This is a genomic window from Bacillus sp. EU52 (assembly GCF_037964975.1).
In the GTDB taxonomy this organism is placed as follows: domain Bacteria; phylum Bacillota; class Bacilli; order Bacillales; family Bacillaceae; genus Bacillus; species Bacillus subtilis.
On the sequence record NZ_CP150177.1, the window covers coordinates 643022 to 664817 of the forward strand.

The following is a 21796-nucleotide window of genomic DNA, read 5'->3' on the forward strand; positions in this document are numbered from 1 at the left end:
TTTTCTATTGGTGGAGATAAAAGATGAAAAAAAGAATCATATTATTATTAGCAGTGATAATAGCGGCAGCTGCCGCGGGGGTTGCGTTTTATCTTGCAAAGGATAAAGGCCATGAGAAGGCTGCTGATGTTTCAGTCAATACCGAAAGCGGTGATGAGCTGCTGGTTTCAATTACAGATACGGATCTGCTGACAAAGTATTATGAAAATGACAAGGTGATCCATGAGGAGAAGCTGACCAGCTATCCGGCATTTGCCTTGGATCAAAAACAGCAGGTGCTCTATTATACGGGCAATAATGAACAGAATGAAATGAGGCTTTTTAAATTGGATCTAAAGTCTAATAAAAAGACGGTGCTTTATAAAGGCGCGGAGAGTGCGGACAGTTTGTTTTTATCAAAGGACCGTTCAACCATCTATTTCCGCTTAGGAAAAGCGGACGAAAGCAATTTTCGGATCGCCGCTTTTGATCTGAAAACGAAAAAGTACAAAAATCTTTATCCTGCCGCTAATGATCAGGATAACACCGTCAGCAGCTTCTTTTATAACCAAAAAAATGATTCATTTGTATTGCTTCATTATTCTGTAGAAGAAGACTACAAGAAAACAGATGAAGCAAACGAAAAGGGCATCGACCCCGAACCGACAACGATTCATTTTGCGGAAGGCCGCCAACATAATTTTAATGAGCTGAAAAGCCTGAACCAATTTATCAGCGATATTGCTGTTTCTGATGATGATAAACGTATTTTATTCACATCATATACGCAAAAAGGAACGGAGCAAACCGCTTCTATTCAAATGCTCAATGCGGATACGAAAAAATATGAAAGCATCATCTCAAATCAAAAATCATTTAAGCTGTTAATTGACGCACAGCCTCAGTTCTCTAAGGATGGAAAGAACATTTATTTTCTTGCCGAAGCCAAGGGGGCTAAAAAGCTGAAGGACGAAACAGGGCGTGAAGCTAAGGTGCGGACGATTTATTCCTATAGCCTTGAAAATAAGACCTTCAAAAAAGTATGGGAAAATCCGAACGGCATCATCAACAGCTTTTCTGTGATTAACTAATAAAAACCACTCGGCATAAGCTGAGTGACTTTTTTAATGGATGAGGTGCAGGGCTAATGATTCGAGCCATTTAAAGATATGAATCAGAGGTACTGACAAAAACAGAAGTTCAACATATGAGTTCATTGCAACATTCAGCTTTTTGAACGCAGCTCTTTTTTTCAAGTCTTTTTGCTGCTGGTTTGAGATCACGTTATCACTCCTCTTATATCCATATTATACCATTAAAGCAGACAAAAAAGCCCTAAACGTTTACAGTTTTGGGCTTCTTTCTTCGTATTTGGCCTCTTGCAATGAGAGGTTTTTATTCTGAAATATAGAATTTTGTCTCCGTTCGGAGTTTGTTTGCTTGCAGGAGACTGCATTTGTTATAGGGAAGAACTAGCTTGTTTTCGTTTGGCTGTTGTTTTGGAGATTCACTAATGAACGGATGCCGTCGACCATTTTACTTCCGCACAAAGGGCACAATGGCGTATCACTGCTGGCGAAGTTTTTTCGGGTCCAGCCATTACAGTCTTCTTTTGTGCATTCCCAAGTACTCACATCTTCTTTTGGCAGCGGTTCTTGATTTCGTTTGTTATAGTAAGACATAAAGTCACTTCTTCCCTCATGTATTTTACTGCACATTTCTTATTGTCTCATACTTTTCCCTAATCTCCTAATTCCTTTTTCTTTATGACTTTCCAATAACCCCATCTAAAAAGGAGAGGAGTGTGCTGTTAAAAGCATCTGGCTCTTCTAAAAACGGGCAATGGCTGCTTTTAGAAAAGGTAACGAGTGTCGCGTTCGGAATATTGCTGCGCAAGTGTTCTCCAGCTGCTGTAGAGAAAAATTTCTTGTCTTCCCCGAAGCACAGCAATGTCGGCACATTGATGTTTTGGAGGGTGCCCCGGTAATCAGCGGCCGTTTGGTTAAATAAAATCGTGCTAGAAATGGCAGCCGGCTGTTTGAGGATTTCTGCCAGCATCCATTCTGTTTCGGTCTCGGCAGGCGGTTCTGCGAACATATTCTGGATGAAGCTTTCGTAGAAAGGCAGCGGGTCAGTTTGAATGGCGTGCATCGCTGTTTTTAAGCCGTCAAAATCAAATGGACCGTGTTCCCAGCCCTCCCATTGATAGTCGGAAGCGGATTGATCGATGATCACAGCGGCTTGAATATTATCATTCCCAAATTGATTGAGATAATCCCATACGACAAAAGCGCCCATTGACCAGCCGGCAAGAACGACATGGTCAAGCTCCATTGCATTTAGAAATTCCCTTATGTCACGGGCATATTGGGAAATGGTGTGGCCGTGAAGCACTTTGTCAGATTCGCCGTGTCCTCTAAGATCAAGACGAATACATTGATAATTGGCATTGGCAGAAAGCGCCGAAAATTGTTTGTGGAAAAATTGTCCGCTCATCAGCACCCCATGTATAAACAGGATCGGCGTCCCGCTCCCGTGTGTTTCATAGTAAAGGCGTGTCTGATCTTCTAATGTGATGTATGGCATGTTTCTCCTCCTTTAGTTTCCATCATGAGTATGGCTGGCTGCTGTTGAGCTGATGATGACAGCTGTCGCGGCTGCCTGCTGCGCTTGAATGGCTGTTTCGATAGCGGTGTATAGTCCTGATTCCATCAGCAGATTTTTCTCCATATGCTCACTGAGATAGAGGCTGACAGCAATTTTAAAATTCATTTCCTTCTGCCATTTAAAAGCTTTTTCCTGGTTTAATTCGTCAGTGATGCACAAAACGGTTTTGATATCTGGCTCTTCCAGAAATGTGAGGAGAGCAAGGTCTGGATAATGATAATCCTTTGGTTTTTTGACAGATTCAGTGATTGATTGATATATCTGTTTGCAAGCGGAAACCAGCATTTCGGGCTCTTTTTCACTTTGCAAGGCCAGAATATGGCTGACCTGATGTAAGTACTGTCCTTTTTTAAAGCCGTTGGCTGCCAGCAGCTGATAGCATGTTTCCACCTTCTGTAGCGCCTGCAAACCTTTTCCGTTTTCTCCAAGCAGTATGGCAAGCGGAACATTCTGAGTTGAAGTGAGGAAATAATGATTTTTCTTCATCTGCTGATAAACTGCTAGCCCCATGTTCATCTGTTCTTTTTGGTTTGTCGTTTCAGATTTGCCGGTGAGCAAGATCAGAGTGGAAAGGTATGTGAACATATCCCGCTTATATCCTAGCTTCACCATTTCATTGTATACATCGATAAAAGTATGAAATGTTTGTTTTGCCTCATGCTGAAAATGAATGTCCAGAATAGATGCAACAGTAAAGCGGTGGTGTGAATTGAGTGTTGAGAAGCTGCCGATGTTTGATTTGATATAGCTGCTCAAATCATAAAAGCGCTGAAAATCAAACTCTCTTTTATTCACAATATATGCAGAAGAAATGAGCATTAATATCTGATCGTGTGAAACTTTCCATTTTAATTTTGATTTTAATTCAGCATAAATGGAAATGTATTGCTTTATTTTTTCATGTAGGTCGTGTGTCAGCATAAAAAGCAGCTCCTTTTTGCTGTTTTTACGTAATACGATAAATAGGGCCAAAGGTTTCATAAGGAAAAAACTTGCCTGCTAGAGGCAAGTTTGTCGGGTTATTTATGGGGATCTGTTATATCCATCGGTCTCATCATGTCATAGTCTTCATGCTCTAGAATATGGCAATGCCATACGTATCGTCCGCTGTACGGACCGAATGTCGCCGCGATTCTCAGGACTTCACCTGCATGCGCTTGAATGGTGTCTTTCCAGCCCTTTTCACTTGGCGGCGGCGGGACAGCCGGACCGGTATAGGACAATTCCCCGCTTTCTTGATAACGGGCGATATCAAACGGCCGCCGGTCTAATACACGGAAGGAGACTAGATGCAGGTGAATCGGATGTGTTCCGCGTGTCGGGTTGATAATGGACCATATTTCAGTTGTGCCCACTTTTGGTGCTTCTGTGACGGGATCGTGCCAGCGTTTGTTATTAAGCAGAAGGACGGGTCTGCCGTATTCGTCCTGGGTGCCTGCCAGTTTTAACGTTCTGATGTTTTGTATTCTTTCATGCTGTACCGAAGGGTATGAGGCGAGGTACTTCGGCTTTCTGCTTTCGTCTTTTTGTGCCAATGGTTTTGTGACTCTGAATTGCATGATATTCGCATCTGTTTCAGGATTGACGTCACCGCCGCAGCCCGCGCTGTTTGCCAAAATGATCGATTCTCCTTCATATGCTGTGAAGTCAATGATGATATCATAACGTTCAGCAGGCGCAAGGCTGAAAGAATTCAGTTTAACAGATCGCGGCAGGAGCCCTCCATCTGAACCAATCTGAATAAACTCTCCGCCATTATCGAGTGACAGGTTATAGGTTCTTGTATTGGAGGCGTTGATGACACGGAATCGGTATTTCCTCGGCTCGACTTCCAAGTATGGCCATACCTTCCCGTTGACGAGTATGGTTTCTCCGCAAAAAGCCGGAACGATTGAAGGATTAGGCAGTGACGGAGAAGGGTTTTCCGGTGCGCTCGGATAAAACAAAGAACCATCCTCATTGATCGTGCGGTCTGTGATAAGAAGCGGCACATCGTATTCGTCTGAAGGCAGTTTTAAGCGTTTTTCCTTTGGGTCATGAATGATATATGCACCGACAAGTCCGGCATAGACATTTAGCCTGGTGAGCGCCATGGCGTGATCGTGATACCACAATATAGCCCCGCGCTGCTGGTTTGGATAATGATAAACCTCTCTTTTGAAATAAGGTCCTGTTTGTTCAAAGTCTTTGGAAAACCAAGCCTCCGGATACCCGTCACTATCATCTGGCGTGACGCCGCCGTGTAAATGAACAACAGTCTTTACCTCTGGCTCTTCATGCTGGCTGTCACTGTGATGAATGGTGTGATCAATCGGAAGGAAATGCGTGGAAGGAAGGTTATTCATCCATTTTACATATACGTTTTCATTTCTTTTAACCTCAATGGTCGGCCCCGGAAATAAGCCGTTGTAGCCCCACAGGCGGGTTGGAGGGAGATCGCGATGGAGCTGATGGGTGCATTCCTCCATGGTGACTTCGTAGTATGTTTTTTCTTTTGATTGCTGTACTGGCTTTAGTGTATCTGGGATTGGGAGAGCATCCACAAATTTTTCAAGTGTCATTTTCATCTGTCCTTATCTAAATTTTCCAAATTGGTACTATAGTTAATGACAATAAGGACGTGATGGTTACAAAAAATCTTCGTGCTGCAGCCCGCCCGAAGAAGAAAATAACAAAATCCTAAACGGCAGGCCGTTTAGGATTTGATCAGCATTAAGGCAGGATATCGGGCTGCTGCTGTGTGACTGGGTTGGCAGCCGCTTTCTCGCTCACCTTGCGTTTTCTGAACACAAGGTAAGAAATCAGAACGATTCCCGTGATGACGCCTGTCAGCAGCAGCTCGTCTCTCATGGAATCAATAAACGCCATGGACACTAAAATTCCGCAAATGGCGATGATGGTCAAGTAGGTTAGGAAAGGGAAGAGCCACATTTTGATCTTCAATGCTTCCGGGTTTGTTTTTTCGAGTTTTTTCCGCATTTTCAGCTGGGAAACAGCGATGACAAGATAGACGAGTAAAGCGATTGCGCCTGATGAGTTGACTAAGAATAAAAAGACGGTATCCGGTGAAAAATAGTTCATTACGACCGCGATATAAGAGAAAAATGTCCCGGCCACAATGGCTTGTACGGGAACGCCTTTTTTGCTCAATTTCATAAAACGGCGCGGCGCTTCGTTTCTTTCTGCTAGTGAATACAGCATTCTGGATGTGGTATACAAACCTGAATTCAGGCAAGAGAGTACGGCTGTGAGGACGATAAAGTTCATAATCTGTGCGGCTGCCGGCACTCCTATATGCTCAAGTACAGCGACGAAAGGGCTTTCTAAAATATTTGCTGAATTCCATGGCAACAGCGCCACGACAATGGCGATTGAGCCCACGTAAAAGACGATGATGCGCCATACAACGGATCTGGTGGCTTTTGTCACAGATTCGATCGGGTTGGATGTTTCCCCTGCTGCAATGGCAACGATTTCAGTTCCCATAAAAGAGAAGATGACAACGACAATGCCGAGCAATACGGAGCTGATGCCCTCCGGGAAAAATCCGCCTTTGCCTGTAAGATTCGAAAAACCGACTGGCTCACTGCCCGGTGCAAAGCCAAAAATAAAGGCAAAACCAACGATTAGAAAAGCAATGATAGTCACAACTTTAATGAGGGAGAACCAATATTCAAACTCACCGAAAGACTTAACGGAGTAGACGTTTGTCAGGGTGAGCACAATGGTCAAGATCAAACTTGTCAGCCACAGCGGAATATCATGGAACCAGTATTGAATAATGCCAGCACCGGCAATGGCTTCGATCGCGATGACGATCACCCAGAAAAACCAGTACAGCCAGCCGATTGTAAATCCTGCCCACGGTCCGATGGCGTCGTGAGCGTATTGAGAAAACGATCCGCTCGTCGGGTTTACGGCAGACATCTCACCGAGCATTCTCATAATAAAAATCACCAATAATCCGGCTAACGCGTAAGAAACAACGGCACCCGGACCGGTCGAGTGAATCACTGAACCGCTGCCTACAAATAGGCCGGCTCCGATTACACCGGCAATCGAAATCATTGTCATATGGCGGGTCTTTAATTCCTTTTTTAATCCTGATTGAGATTGGTTCATAAGTTACCTCCTTTTAAAATGCAATCATTACTGAATATTATGATAATTGAAACTCTATCATAAATATACAGTTTGTCGAAAATTCATGTGAGAAAATATAACGTTTTATTTCAAATTTGTAGTGTTTTGTTTGCGCTTTCAGCGAATGTGTGGAAAAAATGTTTCGTTTTTTATTTGCTGTGTGATTTTGTGTACTATTTACAATTCGATAGAATGCGAGAAGCGCTGGTGTCATTGGATCTGATGGGCTTTTTGGCGGAGCAAATAAATTGGATGAGAGAAAAAGTGTTCCTTCGTCACTATTTTTCTGTGGCGGGTGAATCATGTTTCTGTAGACCCACTGCGGATCAGCTTTGTAAGATAATAATAGGAAAATGTGAGCGAGAGGAGGTTTTGTATGGAGAGATATGATGAACTGAAAAAGGGAGAATCCGGAGCGCTGGTCAGCATTGCCGCGTATCTAGTTCTTTCCGCAATTAAACTGATCATCGGTTATCTTTTTCACTCGGAAGCACTTACGGCAGACGGGTTAAATAACACAACTGACATTATTGCTTCTGTTGCTGTGCTGATTGGCCTGCGCATCTCTCAAAAGCCTCCTGACGAAGATCATCCATACGGCCACTTTCGAGCGGAAACGATTGCATCGCTTATCGCATCGTTTATTATGATGGTTGTCGGACTGCAAGTGCTGTTCAGCGCCGGAGAATCTATTTTTTCTGCTAAACAAGAGACGCCAGATATGATTGCGGCTTGGACGGCAGCGGGCGGGGCAGTCCTGATGCTGATCGTTTACCGGTACAATAAAAGGCTGGCCAAAAAGGTGAAGAGCCAGGCGCTCCTTGCTGCGGCTGCTGATAATAAATCAGACGCATTCGTCAGTATCGGCACATTTATCGGCATTGTGGCTGCTCAATTCCATCTTGCTTGGATTGATACGGTCACTGCGTTTGTGATCGGTCTGCTTATTTGCAAGACCGCATGGGATATCTTTAAAGAGTCATCTCACTCTTTGACAGATGGATTCGACATAAAGGACATTTCCGCTTATAAACAGACAATCGAAAAAATCTCCGGTGTGAGCCGTTTAAAAGACATAAAAGCAAGATACTTGGGCAGTACGGTTCATGTTGATGTGGTGGTTGAGGTATCGGCAGATTTAAATATTACGGAAAGCCACGATATAGCCAATGAAATTGAGCGGAGAATGAAGGAGGAGCATGCGATTGATTATTCGCATGTTCATATGGAGCCTTTAGAACAAAAATAATGGAGCTTCCTGTCACAGGAAGCTTCAGCGTGTCGACAAACCCTCGCATTCGTTGTCAGGTCTGCGCTTCGGTGCTCACGAATTAGAACATTCGCTCCGCTCCTATGCTCGTCCTTCCTAGACTTCAAGGGTTTTCAATCACGCTGAAAAGATGACAAAACCCTAAAATGAAAGCCATTTTAGGATTTTGTCAACAATCTGGAGCTTCCTGCCACAGGAAGCTTTTTTGTGTGTTTTGGCCAGCTTTATTGGAAACAATTTGCTAGAATCGTTTTTTTATACAGATTGCTTTTTGTGGTAAAGTTAGGTTACATTATGATGAATTTTGTAGATGACTAGGAGGAAAAGAATGGCATATCAAGAAGACCTGCATCCTTTGCTGGGGAAAGCAGTTGAACATATTAATAGAGTAATGGTTGGAAAACGAGACATCGCCATACTCAGCTTAGCAGCCCTTCTTGCCAAAGGGCATGTGCTGCTTGAGGATGTACCCGGAGTCGGAAAAACGATGATGGTCCGCGCGCTGGCAAAGTCAATCGGCGCCGATTTCAAAAGAATCCAATTCACTCCGGATTTGCTGCCATCTGATGTAACAGGGGTATCTATCTATAATGCGAAAACGATGGAGTTTGAATATCGTCCCGGCCCAATTATGGGAAATATCGTGCTGGCAGATGAAATCAACCGTACCTCTCCGAAGACACAGTCGGCTTTGCTCGAAGCGATGGAAGAGGGGAGCGTCACGGTAGATGGCCATACGATGCAGCTTGCCGATCCGTTTTTTGTGATGGCAACGCAAAACCCGGTCGAATATGAAGGGACCTATCCTTTGCCGGAAGCTCAGCTTGACCGTTTTTTATTCAAACTTCGGATGGGTTATCCGTCCTTTAATGAAGAGCTTGACGTCTTATCTCTTCAGGAAAAAAGCCATCCGATTGAGACGCTTGAGCCGGTTATTGCAAAAGAAGACTTCATCTGTTTACAGAGGGAAGTGCAAAATGTCCGTGCTGATAACAGCATTAAGGAATATATCGTTGAAATTGTGCAGAAAACGAGACAGCATCCTTCTGTTCAATTAGGCGTCAGTCCGCGCGGCTCAATCGCCCTCATGAAAGCGGCACAGGCATACGCGCTGCTGCATCATCGCGACTATGTCATACCGGATGATATTCAATATTTAGCTCCTTTCACGCTGCCGCACCGGATGATGCTTCATCCTGAGGCAAAATTTGAAGGGATTCAGGCAGAAGCGATCGTAAGGGAGATCATGTCAGCTGTGAAGGTGCCGGTTCAAAGGTCGTCGGTCCGCTGATGAATAAGAAATGGCAATGGCTCATATATGGTTGGAAGCTGATTATATTAACTTTATTGACGGCTGCTGTTTTTTCTTATGCGATGTTTCAGGGCGGCTTTGTCAGCTGGTTTTTGTTTTACGCGTTTCTCCCTTTTGTCTTGTATGCCGGGCTGTTGGCCTTGTATCCGCTCCGTTCTTTTCAGGCTTCAAGGCAAATGGATAAAACACAATTGCATGCGGGGGACAGGCTGGGCGTAACGGTTACGCTGAGAAGAAAGCTGCCATTTCCGCTGATGTATATGGTGATTGAAGATTGCCTGCCAGAAGGTATCGAGTCATTAAATCGAGACGGAGCCGCGGCCAAACGGCTCGTTTTTCCTTGGTTTAAACGGAGCATGACGATGTCGTATGAATTAGCTCGGGTACCGCGCGGAGAGCATCACTTTCATTCTGTCAGGGTGCGAACCGGGGATGTTCTTGGCTTAATTGAAAAAACTGCATTTTTTGAGCTGGATGATACCCTGTTTGTTTATCCATTCTATCAGCGTTTTTCCTATCAGGTGAATGAGAGGCATCAGGAAGACGGTGTAAGCGGTTCTTCTCCAATTCATCAGCACCATTCCTCAGTCGCAGCAAGTGTGCGGAATTATCAGCCGGGAGACCGGTTTGCTGCGTTAGATTGGAAGACATCTGCACGGCGGAGCCAGCTGATGACGAAGGAATTTGAGCCTTCTCGCAGCAAAAATCTGTTTCTGCTGATGGACCGTTTTTCCTCAGACGCATTCGAAGAGGTCGTTTCAGTGACAGCTTCGATTCTTCATTCTGTTTTAAAAAACGGCGCGGGTGCTGGCTTGGCTTCCATCGGAAAGGAAAAAAACATTTTCCCTATTCAGGAAGGGGATCAGCATTTTAAGCACATGCTTCGGCATTTAGCCATCGCTCATTGTGATGCGGCAGACCCGATAAGCCGATATGCACGGGAAGAGCTGGGAAAGCCATCTGTTCGCCAAGCTGATCAAGTTGTTGTCACGGGACAGTTAACGGAAGATATGCTGCACCTCGCAGAAATAGGAGGCGGCCGGGTTACGGTGATACTGGCAAAAGAGAAAGATGCTGAGCTCTCTCAAGCTGAAAATGTCATGATTGAACGCATGATGAAACGCCAAATCAGAGTTCGGGTCATGAGGGGCGGGCGAGTTTTGCGTGTTGTTTAGAAAGAGAGGTGACTGGTTCACATGCCGCACGATGATCACAAGGGAAGCCGTTTGAGCTTGCTGTTATTTTATTTTCTGGCTTTTTTATTGCTGTGGGAGTGGCTCAGGCCGCTTGACAGTTTTACTGAAACGAAACATACAGGCTTTTTTAGTGTCTTTATCGGTTTGACGTTTCTGCTGACTTTTTTCAGGATGAGGTGGTTTGTCACCGTTCCTTTTTGTGTCATATTTACATTGATCTCGATACACATCCTGTTTTATCAAGAATCTATATTCGACTTGAGCTGGGTCAGCTCTTTTTTGCAGGATGTCTATCTGAATATCACGCTGATTCAATCTGGGCAATGGAATGAGATGATTCCTTCATTTCGGACCCTGCTGTTTTTTGTGCTGCTGTGGCTGCTGGTCTATCTCCTGCATTATTGGGTGATTTACCAGAGAAGAATTTTGTTTTTCTTTATGATGACAGTAGCGTATATTACGATTCTTGATACCTTTACGCCATATGATGCTACTTTTGCCGTCATCCGTATCGTGCTGATCGGCTTCTTTATGCTGGGCCTTTTATACTTGGAGCGCATTAAGCTGATGGAAAGAATCACACTGCCAAAAACATCTGTCCTGAAATGGTTTCTTCCTTTATCTGTATTGGTTTTGGCTGCAACGGGATTCGGACTCGCCGCTCCAAAATCAGATCCAGCTTGGCCTGATCCGGTGCCTTTTCTTAAAAAAATCACTCATCAAGACCGCGTGTCTGCAGGGGAAAGCAAAATCGGATACGGGAATCATGATGAATCACTCGGCGGCCCGTTCCAGCAGGATGCTACACCTGTTTTTACATGGCAGGGAAAAGAGCGTACGTATTTCCGTGTGGAAACGAAGGACACGTATACCGGAAAAGGCTGGATTGAAACAGACACAGGCATGTCGTATCAGCTTAGCAGAGGAAAAGTTGAAAATCTGTGGTTTGACCATAAGGTTGCGACAGAGCGCCGCACCGTCCGTGTAAAAGTCGATAAGCACTACGGGTATAATCATCTGATGTATCCGATTGGTGCGGAAACCATTCAGCCAAAGCAGGCTGTCTCACTTGAAATGAACGGCAACACGGAGCAAATTTCTCCGATCAGTGAACAAGCCGGTGAAATCAGAAATATGGGAAATTATACTGTAACGTACAATTCCCCGGTCTATAAGCTGGATGAACTGAGAAAGGTAAAAGTGAGAAAAAACAGTGAGGAGTACACATTCAGCGATCGCTACATGCAGCTTCCAGATTCACTGCCAGAGCGGGTGAGAACCCTTGCGATCAAACTGACTCAGGATCACGACAATATGTTTGATAAGGTGAAAGCGGTTGAGGACTATTTAGGGTCAAATGCGTTCACATATGAAACAGAAAACGTGACCATTCCTAAGAATGATGAAGATTATGTCGATCAATTTCTCTTTGAAACGAAAATGGGTTATTGTGATAACTTTTCTTCCGCCATGGTGGTGCTCTTGCGCTCGGCCGGGATTCCGGCCCGCTGGGTAAAGGGTTATACGTCCGGCGAATACAAAGAAGCAGGAAACAAAAATGGCAGCATCTACGAAGTGACAAATAACAATGCCCATTCCTGGGTAGAGGTGTATTTCCCGGAACAGGGCTGGGTTACATTTGAGCCGACTAAAGGGTTTACAAATCCGGCTGAATTTACTTCTTCTTACACAAAGGACTCCGGCAGCGATAACAGCAGCTCGCCGAAGAAAGCAAAAGAGAAGCAGAAAGAAGAGAAAAAACAGCCGCAAAAAGAGGAAAAACAAAAGGAAAAGCGGGAGCCAGCTGTTTCTAAAAAGCCGTCCGCTTCGCTTACCAATGCCGGTGCGGGCTTGTATGCAGCGCTTGCGGTTCTTGCAGTCCTCCTGGTGGCAGCTGTATTGCTGTATGTTTTCCGCTCGTTATGGATTCCTGTTTTCGCCGTGAGGAAATTGAAGCGGCGCAGCGATCAGCACGCGTTTTTTGAGGCATATGGCGCGCTGCTGAAACAACTGAAGAGAAAAGGACTGCCGAAACGAGACAGTGAAACGCTGCGTGATTATGCAAAACGAATCGATGAAAAATACGACATAGAAGACATGTCAAAGCTGACATTAAGCTATGAAAGGGCGCTTTACAGAAATGAAGATTCTTCGGCGCTATGGAATGATTCGAGAGAGTTATGGGAAAATTTAATTAAAAGAAGATGGTCTTGACCACTTATCGACGTGTTGTTAGAATTAGTGAATATTATCGGAGTCTGGGAGCGAGTTGGCCTGACTCCGGCAAACGGCCTTGCCAAAGAGGGCGGAGCGAGCTTCATATCTGTCCTCGTTTTTTTCTGTGTCAAAAAACTTAGAGGAGATTAGGTGACAACCATGACAAAGTTAGTGAATGAAATGATTCTTGTCCTTGATTTCGGCAGTCAGTATAACCAGCTGATTACACGCCGTATCCGTGAATTCGGTGTATACAGCGAGCTGCATCCACATACATTGACGGCTGAAGAAATTAAAAAAATGAATCCAAAAGGAATTATTTTATCCGGCGGTCCAAACAGTGTGTATGATGAAAACTCTTTCCGCTGTGACGAGAAAATTTTCGAGCTTGATATTCCTGTTTTGGGAATTTGTTACGGCATGCAGCTGATGACTCATTACCTTGGCGGTAAAGTTGAAGCGGCAAGCCAGCGTGAATACGGAAAAGCAAACATCCACATCGAAGGCACACCTGATTTGTTCAGAGATCTTCCGAATGAACAAGTGGTTTGGATGAGCCACGGCGATTTGGTTGTAGAAGTTCCTGAAGGCTTCACTGTTGACGCGACAAGCCATCACTGCCCGAACTCAGCAATGAGCAAAGCAGACAAAAAATGGTACGGCGTTCAGTTCCACCCGGAAGTGCGCCACTCCGAATACGGCAATGATCTTCTGAAAAACTTTGTATTCGGTGTTTGCGAATGCGAAGGCGAATGGTCAATGGAGAACTTTATCGAAATCGAAATGCAAAAAATCCGTGAAACGGTCGGAGACAAACAGGTTCTTTGCGCGCTAAGCGGCGGCGTTGATTCCTCTGTTGTTGCTGTTTTGATTCATAAAGCGATCGGCGACCAGCTGACTTGTATCTTTGTAGACCATGGTCTTCTCCGTAAAGGCGAAGCTGAGGGTGTTATGAAAACATTCAGCGAAGGCTTTAACATGAACGTGATTAAAGTAGACGCACAAGATCGATTCTTAGATAAACTAAAAGGCGTTTCTGATCCTGAGCAAAAACGCAAAATCATCGGTAATGAATTCATTTACGTGTTTGATGATGAAGCGGACAAGCTCAAAGGCATCGACTACCTTGCACAAGGTACGCTTTACACAGATATCATCGAGAGCGGTACAGCAACGGCACAAACGATCAAATCTCACCACAATGTCGGCGGACTTCCTGAAGACATGCAGTTTGAGCTGATCGAGCCGTTAAACACGCTTTTCAAAGACGAAGTGCGCGCGCTTGGCACAGAGCTCGGCATTCCGGATGAAATCGTATGGCGTCAGCCGTTCCCAGGACCGGGACTCGGAATCCGTGTTCTTGGCGAAGTAACAGAAGAAAAACTTGAAATCGTTCGTGAATCAGATGCAATCTTGCGTGAAGAAATTGCAAATCACGGCTTAGAGCGTGATATCTGGCAATACTTCACTGTTCTTCCTGACATTCGCAGCGTTGGTGTTATGGGTGACGCAAGAACATATGATTACACAATCGGAATCCGTGCCGTTACATCAATCGACGGCATGACATCTGACTGGGCGCGTATCCCGTGGGATGTGCTTGAAGTCATTTCGACACGTATCGTAAACGAAGTGAAGCACATTAACCGCGTGGTGTACGATATTACAAGTAAGCCGCCTGCGACGATTGAGTGGGAATAAGAATCAATTAATGGAAACCATCTTTTTGGCAATTTTGCCGGGAAGATGGTTTTATTTGTTTATTACGAACAAAATCCGATTTTGTGTGACTATTGTTCGCTTTTTGTATTGTTTTTTCAAAATGAAGTTGGTACAATAGACACAGAAATCAAATAAGATGAATTCGTATAATCGCGGGAATATGGCTCGCAAGTCTCTACCAAGCTACCGTAAATGGCTTGACTACGTAAACATTTCTTTCGTTTGATATAAATAAAACACGTTTATTTATTCAAACTGAAATCCGTCTGTAGTCAAGCGTCCCAAAATGTATTGGGACGTTTTTTATTTGGCGTTTTCAGGACAGAATAAATAGCAAAGAGTGAAGGGAGTCAAATAGCTTGAAAAAGTATTTTCAGTTTGATGAGCTGGGCACCAGCTATCGCAATGAAATCATTGGCGGGTTAACGACTTTTTTATCTATGGCATATATTTTGTTCGTCAATCCGATTACGCTTGCTTTGGAGAGCGTGAAAGATTTTCCGGAGGCGCTGAGAATTGACCAGGGTGCAGTCTTTACGGCGACAGCGCTGGCGTCTGCAGCAGGATGTATCTTAATGGGATTAATAGCGAGATATCCGATTGCCATTGCGCCGGGTATGGGGCTGAACGCGTTTTTTGCGTTTTCTGTTGTCCTTGGTATGGGTATTTCATGGCAGGCAGCTTTGTCCGGTGTTTTTATTTCAGGTCTTATTTTCGTTGCTCTTTCTTTAACAGGTTTTCGTGAAAAAATCATCAACGCCATTCCGCCTGAGCTGAAATTGGCAGTCGGTGCGGGGATCGGCCTGTTTATTACATTCGTTGGCTTACAAGGCTCAGGAATCATTACTGCAAATCCTTCTACGCTCGTCACGATCGGAAACATTCACAGCGGTCCTGTGCTGTTAACGATTTTCGGTGTGATTGTCACGGTTATTTTAATGGTGCTTCGCGTGAACGCAGGCGTGTTTATCGGGATGCTATTAACAGCGGTAGCCGGCATGATTTTCGGTTTGGTTCCGGTTCCGACTCAAATTATCGGCAGTGTGCCAAGCCTTGCGCCGACTTTCGGACAAGCGTGGATTCACCTCCCGGATATTTTCTCTGTACAAATGCTGATCGTTATTTTAACATTCTTGTTTGTCGGATTTTTTGATACAGCTGGTACACTTGTTGCTGTGGCAACACAAGCTGGTTTAATGAAGGAAAACAAATTGCCGCGTGCGGGCCGTGCGCTTTTAGCTGATTCATCTTCTATTGTGATCGGTGCCGTGCTTGGTACGTCTACAACAACTTCTTACGTGGAATCAAGCTCAGGTGTCGCTGCGGGTGCCCGTTCAGGATTTGCCGCAATTGTAACAGGGATTCTCTTTTTACTGGCTACGTTTTTCTCTCCGCTCCTATCAGTCGTTACGTCAAATGTAACAGCGCCGGCGCTTATTATTGTTGGTGCATTGATGGTGGCGCCGCTTGGCAAAATCGCTTGGGATAAGTTCGAAGTGGCCGTTCCTGCTTTCCTTACCATGATCATGATGCCGTTAACGTACAGCATCGCGACTGGTATTGCCATCGGATTTATTTTCTATCCGATTACAATGGTGTGCAAAGGAAAAGCAAAAGAGGTTCATCCAATCATGTACGGGCTGTTTGTCGTATTTATCCTGTACTTTATCTTCTTAAAATAAGGAATGAAAAACCAGCTGCACTGGCAGCTGGTTTTTTTGTTGCAAAAGATAAAACCATTTCATACGATATACCGTCATGTAGATGTGCCGCCATGCTTTACTTAAATGGAAATGACTTGACTGTTCAGGAAGGCTTCGGTACCTTATATAAGTGTTTTATTTTCTTGCTGAATGGTATTCCGCCGTATTTTTTTGATAGGAGTTGCTGACATGACGGAAGAAAGAAAAGAAACGTTTGAAGAAGAAATTAACCAGAGTGAAAGAATAGATGCAGATGAAGAACCGCTATCGAGAATGTCCAGAAAGGCGAGCCGGCAAAGCAAGCAGAAGCAAAAACAAAAGCAGAAACCGCGCCAGGAACGCGGTGAATCAACTGTTAAAGACAAGCTTGCGTCTGTTTGGGCAGCCATCAACAGATATTGCGGTTTTGCGTTCTCGATTTTAAAATCTCCGGCGAAAACTGTCGTAACGGATGGTTTTTCTCATTATAAGTACGGTCTGATTTCAATGCTTATATTCAGTATCATTTTTTCAATTGGGAATTGGTTTCAGTTAAAGGCAAGCTGGAATCGGCCGCTCGGTTTCGGAGAACGCCATCATGCTTTCTATGACGGGTTTTTAGTTGTTCTTGTGTATTTGCTGATCTTTTTCGCGGTAATGGTCTTTGCTATATGGGCTGTCTCCCGCTATATGATGAAGCAGAAGGTGACGTTCAGAGAAGCGGCTGCCGTATTGGGTTCATTGCTTGTACCGGTAATTGCTGTTTCAATCCTTTGGCTGATCTTTGCGATCGTAAATATCCCAATGCTGACAGTACTGTTTACGGTGCTGATCTTGTTTTCCATCTTTTTTATCATCGCGCTGTATGTACAGCGTGTATACCAGGCGGCACAAGATGCACCAATTGATTATATCTATTGTGTATTTGCAGTGGTTGCGATAGCGCTGCTGTTTACGGCAGTGACTTGGCCGTTTATTTCTGAATATTTTACGGCGTCGCTGATTCCGCTTTAATGAAAAAACCGGCTAATCCTAGCCGGTTTTTTTATGTCACACTTTTTACAAATATATCTAAAAAACATAGTTGATTTGTAGGATTAACCCGTGTATGATGGGGAAAATGCTGAAAACGTCCAGCGCAAAAACCTTTATGTTTAAGGAGGATGATGGACATGGCTGATGTGCTTCGCCGAGCAATTAATCAAAAGAAGCAATTTTTAAAAACCAAATTACTGCTCTCGGAATTTTATCAAGGAAGAGGCGAACAGCTTGCTGACTACACGCTGAGTGAGCTTGAGAAAGAATACAAGTCCCTTCAGAAAATGAAAAAAGAGATCTGACAATAGATATAAAGAGGTGAGTCTGCTGAAAAGCGGGCTTTTTTGTTTTGATTTTGAAAAGGCGAGAAAGAGGGTAAACTACTACTGTTCAACGCATAAAAGCATGTCGAAATATTTTGCTTTAGCTTACGGGCGAAGCTGATTGTAAACGGCTCATTTCTCTAGTAGAATATGAATGCTTTGTGCAAGCTGAAGAGTAGGGGGATGAATAAAATGATGCAAACCATCTTATCAAATGGGATAGCCATGGTTCTCATAATTCTCATTATTAATATTGTCTATGTGTCATTTTTTACGATAAGAATGATTTTAACGCTGAAAGGACAGCGTTATTTAGCGGCCGGCATCAGTACGATTGAAATACTGGTTTATGTGACAGGACTGAGTCTGGTGCTCGATAACTTAGACCAGATTCAAAATGTGATCGCGTACGCGCTCGGTTACGGTCTTGGCGTAATTGTCGGCATGAAAATAGAAGAAAAATTGGCGCTTGGCTATATTATGGTCAATGTGATTACGAAGGAGCTCGATCTTGATCTTCCGAAGCAGCTCCGTGAAAAAGGCTACGGCGTGACAAACTGGGTGGCAGGCGGGCTTGAAGGCGACCGCACAGCCCTTCAGATCCTGACGCCGAGAAAATATGAACTCCAGCTATATGATACGATTAAAACACTTGATTCAAAAGCCTTTATTATTGCGTACGAACCAAAAACAATCCACGGCGGCTTCTGGGTCAAAGCGGTGAAGAAGAGGAGAATTAAAGAATAATGGCAAAGCCGAAGAAGAAAAAGTTTGAAGTGACAGAGCAGCAAACGATTGATGCGGTGCTTCAGCAAATGAAAGAAGAAGGATATCTGCCTGTAAGGCGAATGGAAGAACCTATTTTTATGGAAAAAAAGGAAAATGGGTCAATTCAGATCGTTCCGTGCGGGAAAAAAATCGTATTTGAAGGGAAATTGATCTAAAACACGAACATTAGTAGAATGAATTTTTGTATCGTTCGATAATATCGTTGACATTATCCATGTCCGTTGTTAAGATAAACATGAAATCAAAACACGACCTCATATAATCTTGGGAATATGGCCCATAAGTTTCTACCCGGCAACCGTAAATTGCCGGACTATGCAGGAAAGTGATCGATAAAACTGACATGGATATATCGCAGAAGCGAACGACTGACGATACATGTACCATGCCCGGTTTGTATTGCTTCCTCATAAGTGCAATGCAGAGCGGGTATTTTTTATTTTCTGAAAACAAAAGCATTAGAAGGTGGGGAACAGAATGCAGCCGCTAGTAGGAATCATCATGGGAAGCACTTCCGATTGGGAGACAATGAAACACGCATGCGACATACTTGACGAACTCAATGTTCCGTACGAAAAAAAGGTCGTTTCCGCTCACCGGACGCCTGATTTCATGTTTGAATATGCTGAAACTGCTAGAGAAAGAGGCATCAAGGTGATTATTGCCGGTGCCGGAGGAGCGGCGCATCTGCCAGGGATGACGGCTGCGAAAACAACACTGCCAGTCATTGGAGTTCCGGTTCAGTCCAAGGCGCTGAACGGAATGGATTCACTTCTTTCCATCGTCCAAATGCCTGGAGGCGTGCCTGTTGCGACAACATCCATCGGCAAAGCGGGTGCTGTGAACGCAGGCCTGTTAGCGGCGCAAATTTTGTCAGCATTTGACGAAGACCTTGCCCGTAAGCTGGATGAGAGAAGAGAAAATACAAAACAGACGGTGTTAGAAAGCAGTGATCAGCTTGTCTAAACAAATCATCTATCCGGGAGCTGTAATCGGCATTATCGGCGGCGGCCAGCTTGGGAAAATGATGGCTGTGTCCGCCAAACAAATGGGGTATAAAGTCGCGGTCGTTGATCCGGTGAAAGATTCGCCGTGCGGGCAGGTTGCGGATGTCGAAATTACCGCTCATTATAATGACCGTGAAGCGATTCGAAAATTGGCTGAAATCAGCGATATCATCACATATGAGTTTGAAAACATCGACTATGATGCGCTGCATTGGCTAAAAGATCATGCGTATCTCCCGCAAGGAAGTGAGCTGCTGCTCATTACCCAAAACCGTGAAACAGAGAAAAAAGCAATTCAATCCGCGGGCTGTGAAGTCGCACCGTACAGCATCGTCAAAACAAAGAATGAATTGAAACAGGCGGTACAGGAGCTCGGGTTACCCGCAGTTCTGAAGACATGCCGCGGCGGGTACGACGGCAAAGGCCAATTTGTGATAAAAGAAGAGGCGCAAATGGAGCAGGCAGCCGCTCTGTTAGAACACGGAACTTGCATTCTTGAAAGCTGGGTTTCTTTTAAAATGGAACTGTCGGTGATCGTCGTCAGATCGGTAAACGGTGAAATTTCAACATTTCCGACAGCTGAAAACATTCACCACAACAATATTCTTTTCCAAAGCATCGTGCCCGCACGGGTAGAGAAAGGGATTCAGCAGAAGGCTGCTGATCTCGCAGTTAAGCTTGCAGATGAGCTTAACCTTGTCGGACCGCTTGCTGTTGAGATGTTCCTGACAGAGGACGGAGAGCTTTTGGTCAATGAACTGGCGCCAAGACCGCACAATTCTGGGCATTATACGCTGGACCTTTGCGAGACGAGCCAGTTTGAGCAGCATATCAGAGCGGTATGCGGGCTTCCGCTTGGGAAGACAGATTTGCTGAAGCCGGGCATGATGGTGAATCTTCTCGGCGATGAAGTGAAGCTTGTTGAGGAAGACCCGGAGCTTTTAAAAGAGGCAAAGCTATATATATACGGAAAACATGAAATCAAAAAAGGCCGCAAAATGGGGCATATTACATTTATGAAGCAGCCTGAAGACGAATGGATTCAGGAGATCACAAATCAATGGATGAATAGAGACGGAGGACAAGCAGAATGATCGAACGTTATTCAAGACCTGAAATGTCCGCGATTTGGACGGATGAAAACAGATTTCAAGCATGGCTGGAGGTAGAGATTCTTGCCTGTGAAGCGTGGGCGGAGCTTGGTGTCATTCCGAAAGAAGATGTAAAGGTTATGCGCGAAAACGCGTCATTTGACATCAACCGCATTTTAGAAATCGAAAAGGACACGCGCCATGACGTTGTCGCTTTTACACGCGCCGTTTCCGAATCACTGGGCGAAGAAAGAAAATGGGTGCACTACGGATTAACGTCAACTGACGTTGTTGATACGGCTCTTTCCTACTTATTAAAACAGGCAAACGATATTTTGCTCAAGGATCTTGAGAGATTTGTTGACATTATTAAAGAAAAAGCAAAAGAACATAAATACACAGTCATGATGGGGCGCACGCACGGCGTACACGCTGAGCCTACAACTTTCGGCTTAAAACTTGCGCTTTGGCATGAAGAAATGAAACGTAATCTTGAGCGCTTCAAACAAGCGAAAGCAGGCATCGAGGTTGGAAAGATTTCTGGCGCTGTCGGCACATATGCGAACATTGATCCATTTGTTGAACAATATGTCTGTGAGAAGCTCGGATTGAAAGCAGCACCAATTTCCACTCAAACCCTTCAGCGTGACCGCCATGCTGACTATATGGCAACACTTGCTTTGATCGCGACAAGCATTGAGAAATTCGCTGTGGAAATCCGCGGACTGCAAAAGAGTGAAACACGTGAAGTAGAGGAATTTTTCGCGAAAGGGCAAAAGGGTTCATCTGCAATGCCGCATAAACGAAATCCGATTGGCTCTGAAAACATGACAGGCATGGCGCGCGTGATCCGCGGCTACATGATGACAGCTTACGAAAATGTTCCATTATGGCATGAGCGCGATATTTCTCATTCTTCAGCAGAACGAATTATTCTTCCGGATGCGACAATTGCGCTGAACTACATGCTGAACCGCTTCTCCAACATCGTGAAGAACTTAACGGTCTTCCCGGAAAACATGAAGCGCAACATGGACCGCACTCTCGGTCTTATCTATTCTCAGCGTGTGCTGCTTGCTTTGATTGACACAGGCCTGACTCGTGAAGAAGCCTATGATACAGTTCAGCCGAAAGCAATGGAAGCGTGGGAAAAACAAGTGCCGTTCCGCGAGCTTGTTGAAGCGGAAGAGAAAATCACGTCACGTCTTTCTCCAGAAAAAATTGCTGACTGCTTTGATTACAATTACCATCTGAAAAATGTTGATCTGATCTTTGAACGTTTAGGTTTAGCATAGAAGAAGCTTTTAGCGGCTTCTTCTAAGCCGCCGCAGTTTGAAAATTCCCAACATTCGGGTTAGGA

General features: G+C 44.5%; 21 protein-coding genes and 2 riboswitches. Of the genes, 14 read left to right on the forward strand and 7 right to left on the reverse strand.

Annotated features, from left to right (window positions below):
- Nucleotides 1–23: 23 nt before the first annotated feature.
- A complete protein-coding gene (locus NSU05_RS03370) occupies nt 24–1070 on the forward strand; it encodes a PD40 domain-containing protein (protein WP_038428510.1) in 1047 nt (348 codons plus the stop codon).
- 33 nt (nt 1071–1103) lie between these two features.
- Here the strand turns inward: NSU05_RS03370 and NSU05_RS03375 are convergent, their stop codons facing one another.
- From NSU05_RS03375 to NSU05_RS03405, 7 genes are all read right to left on the reverse strand, one after another.
- Nucleotides 1104–1262, reverse strand: coding sequence for a hypothetical protein (locus tag NSU05_RS03375; RefSeq protein WP_029726582.1), 159 nt, complete (start codon nt 1260–1262; stop codon nt 1104–1106).
- A 189-nt stretch (nt 1263–1451) separates the two neighbouring features.
- Nucleotides 1452–1661, reverse strand: a complete 210-nt coding sequence (locus tag NSU05_RS03380; protein ID WP_003234008.1) for a cold-shock protein — start codon at nt 1659–1661, stop codon at nt 1452–1454.
- An 82-nt stretch (nt 1662–1743) separates the two neighbouring features.
- Nucleotides 1744–2565 (reverse strand): alpha/beta hydrolase, encoded by an 822-nt coding sequence (locus NSU05_RS03385; RefSeq protein ID WP_038428511.1) that lies wholly within the window; start codon nt 2563–2565, stop codon nt 1744–1746.
- 12 nt (nt 2566–2577) lie between these two features.
- On the reverse strand, nt 2578–3567 hold the full coding sequence (locus tag NSU05_RS03390; RefSeq protein ID WP_339204461.1) for a DUF4003 domain-containing protein: 990 nt from the start codon (nt 3565–3567) through the stop codon (nt 2578–2580).
- 98 nt (nt 3568–3665) lie between these two features.
- On the reverse strand, nt 3666–5207 hold the full coding sequence (gene cotA, locus NSU05_RS03395; RefSeq protein ID WP_014479048.1) for an outer spore coat copper-dependent laccase CotA: 1542 nt from the start codon (nt 5205–5207) through the stop codon (nt 3666–3668).
- Nucleotides 5208–5358: 151 nt separating this feature from the next.
- Nucleotides 5359–6768, reverse strand: coding sequence for a GABA permease (gene gabP, locus NSU05_RS03400; protein WP_003233998.1), 1410 nt, complete (start codon nt 6766–6768; stop codon nt 5359–5361).
- A gap of 37 nt (nt 6769–6805) precedes the next feature.
- Nucleotides 6806–7093, reverse strand: a complete 288-nt coding sequence (locus NSU05_RS03405) for a hypothetical protein (protein WP_339204463.1) — start codon at nt 7091–7093, stop codon at nt 6806–6808.
- 72 nt (nt 7094–7165) lie between these two features.
- On the opposite strand from NSU05_RS03405, the gene mneS reads away from it, so the two are divergent.
- From mneS to purB, 13 genes are all read left to right on the forward strand, one after another.
- Complete coding sequence (gene mneS, locus NSU05_RS03410; protein ID WP_003233995.1) at nt 7166–8038, forward strand: manganese transporter MneS; 873 nt, start codon at nt 7166–7168, stop codon at nt 8036–8038.
- A 349-nt stretch (nt 8039–8387) separates the two neighbouring features.
- Nucleotides 8388–9350, forward strand: a complete 963-nt coding sequence (locus NSU05_RS03415) for a MoxR family ATPase (RefSeq protein ID WP_038428514.1) — start codon at nt 8388–8390, stop codon at nt 9348–9350.
- Nucleotides 9350–10546, forward strand: coding sequence for a DUF58 domain-containing protein (locus tag NSU05_RS03420; protein WP_038428516.1), 1197 nt, complete (start codon nt 9350–9352; stop codon nt 10544–10546). Before NSU05_RS03415 ends, NSU05_RS03420 begins: the two co-directional genes overlap by 1 nt.
- A gap of 21 nt (nt 10547–10567) precedes the next feature.
- Nucleotides 10568–12781: a DUF4129 domain-containing transglutaminase family protein gene (locus NSU05_RS03425; RefSeq protein ID WP_038428517.1), complete on the forward strand. Its 2214-nt coding sequence runs from the start codon at nt 10568–10570 to the stop codon at nt 12779–12781.
- 162 nt (nt 12782–12943) lie between these two features.
- The gene (gene guaA, locus NSU05_RS03430; protein ID WP_024571783.1) at nt 12944–14485 is read left to right on the forward strand and encodes a glutamine-hydrolyzing GMP synthase; all 1542 of its coding nucleotides are present in this window, start codon (nt 12944–12946) and stop codon (nt 14483–14485) included.
- Between the two features lie 143 nt (nt 14486–14628).
- A riboswitch (purine riboswitch) is annotated at nt 14629–14730 on the forward strand.
- 135 nt (nt 14731–14865) lie between these two features.
- On the forward strand, nt 14866–16188 hold the full coding sequence (gene pbuG / locus NSU05_RS03435; RefSeq protein WP_038428518.1) for a hypoxanthine/guanine permease PbuG: 1323 nt from the start codon (nt 14866–14868) through the stop codon (nt 16186–16188).
- 210 nt (nt 16189–16398) lie between these two features.
- Nucleotides 16399–17202 (forward strand): hypothetical protein, encoded by an 804-nt coding sequence (locus NSU05_RS03440; protein WP_014479057.1) that lies wholly within the window; start codon nt 16399–16401, stop codon nt 17200–17202.
- Nucleotides 17203–17360: 158 nt separating this feature from the next.
- A complete protein-coding gene (locus tag NSU05_RS03445) occupies nt 17361–17528 on the forward strand; it encodes a Fur-regulated basic protein FbpA (protein ID WP_003244066.1) in 168 nt (55 codons plus the stop codon).
- A 213-nt stretch (nt 17529–17741) separates the two neighbouring features.
- Nucleotides 17742–18296 (forward strand): DUF5698 domain-containing protein, encoded by a 555-nt coding sequence (locus NSU05_RS03450; RefSeq protein ID WP_015482896.1) that lies wholly within the window; start codon nt 17742–17744, stop codon nt 18294–18296.
- Complete coding sequence (locus tag NSU05_RS03455; protein WP_003219403.1) at nt 18296–18493, forward strand: NETI motif-containing protein; 198 nt, start codon at nt 18296–18298, stop codon at nt 18491–18493. Before NSU05_RS03450 ends, NSU05_RS03455 begins: the two co-directional genes overlap by 1 nt.
- A gap of 79 nt (nt 18494–18572) precedes the next feature.
- A riboswitch (purine riboswitch) is annotated at nt 18573–18674 on the forward strand.
- 141 nt (nt 18675–18815) lie between these two features.
- Nucleotides 18816–19304, forward strand: a complete 489-nt coding sequence (gene purE / locus NSU05_RS03460; RefSeq protein WP_003244134.1) for a 5-(carboxyamino)imidazole ribonucleotide mutase — start codon at nt 18816–18818, stop codon at nt 19302–19304.
- Entirely contained in the window at nt 19297–20439 is a 1143-nt protein-coding gene (gene purK, locus NSU05_RS03465; RefSeq protein WP_046160141.1) for a 5-(carboxyamino)imidazole ribonucleotide synthase, read from the forward strand. The genes purE and purK overlap by 8 nt, the downstream gene beginning before the upstream one ends.
- On the forward strand, nt 20436–21731 hold the full coding sequence (gene purB, locus NSU05_RS03470) for an adenylosuccinate lyase (RefSeq protein ID WP_003233955.1): 1296 nt from the start codon (nt 20436–20438) through the stop codon (nt 21729–21731). Before purK ends, purB begins: the two co-directional genes overlap by 4 nt.
- Nucleotides 21732–21796 lie beyond the last annotated feature (65 nt).

Bases quoted from the DNA above. Each gene is read 5' to 3' on its own strand.
- NSU05_RS03415 (WP_038428514.1), top strand. From the start codon at position 8,388: ATGGCATATCAAGAAGACCTGCATCCTTTGCTGGGGAAAGCAGTTGAA.
- NSU05_RS03390 (WP_339204461.1), bottom strand. From the start codon at position 3,567: ATGCTGACACACGACCTACATGAAAAAATAAAGCAATACATTTCCATT.
- NSU05_RS03420 (WP_038428516.1), top strand. From the start codon at position 9,350: ATGAATAAGAAATGGCAATGGCTCATATATGGTTGGAAGCTGATTATA.
- NSU05_RS03455 (WP_003219403.1), top strand. From the start codon at position 18,296: ATGGCAAAGCCGAAGAAGAAAAAGTTTGAAGTGACAGAGCAGCAAACG.
- guaA (WP_024571783.1), top strand. From the start codon at position 12,944: ATGACAAAGTTAGTGAATGAAATGATTCTTGTCCTTGATTTCGGCAGT.
- NSU05_RS03425 (WP_038428517.1), top strand. From the start codon at position 10,568: ATGCCGCACGATGATCACAAGGGAAGCCGTTTGAGCTTGCTGTTATTT.
- NSU05_RS03380 (WP_003234008.1), bottom strand. From the start codon at position 1,661: ATGTCTTACTATAACAAACGAAATCAAGAACCGCTGCCAAAAGAAGAT.
- NSU05_RS03370 (WP_038428510.1), top strand. From the start codon at position 24: ATGAAAAAAAGAATCATATTATTATTAGCAGTGATAATAGCGGCAGCT.
- gabP (WP_003233998.1), bottom strand. From the start codon at position 6,768: ATGAACCAATCTCAATCAGGATTAAAAAAGGAATTAAAGACCCGCCAT.
- NSU05_RS03405 (WP_339204463.1), bottom strand. From the start codon at position 7,093: ATGATTCACCCGCCACAGAAAAATAGTGACGAAGGAACACTTTTTCTC.
- cotA (WP_014479048.1), bottom strand. From the start codon at position 5,207: ATGACACTTGAAAAATTTGTGGATGCTCTCCCAATCCCAGATACACTA.
- NSU05_RS03385 (WP_038428511.1), bottom strand. From the start codon at position 2,565: ATGCCATACATCACATTAGAAGATCAGACACGCCTTTACTATGAAACA.
- NSU05_RS03450 (WP_015482896.1), top strand. From the start codon at position 17,742: ATGATGCAAACCATCTTATCAAATGGGATAGCCATGGTTCTCATAATT.
- NSU05_RS03440 (WP_014479057.1), top strand. From the start codon at position 16,399: ATGACGGAAGAAAGAAAAGAAACGTTTGAAGAAGAAATTAACCAGAGT.
- purE (WP_003244134.1), top strand. From the start codon at position 18,816: ATGCAGCCGCTAGTAGGAATCATCATGGGAAGCACTTCCGATTGGGAG.
- mneS (WP_003233995.1), top strand. From the start codon at position 7,166: ATGGAGAGATATGATGAACTGAAAAAGGGAGAATCCGGAGCGCTGGTC.
- NSU05_RS03445 (WP_003244066.1), top strand. From the start codon at position 17,361: ATGGCTGATGTGCTTCGCCGAGCAATTAATCAAAAGAAGCAATTTTTA.
- purB (WP_003233955.1), top strand. From the start codon at position 20,436: ATGATCGAACGTTATTCAAGACCTGAAATGTCCGCGATTTGGACGGAT.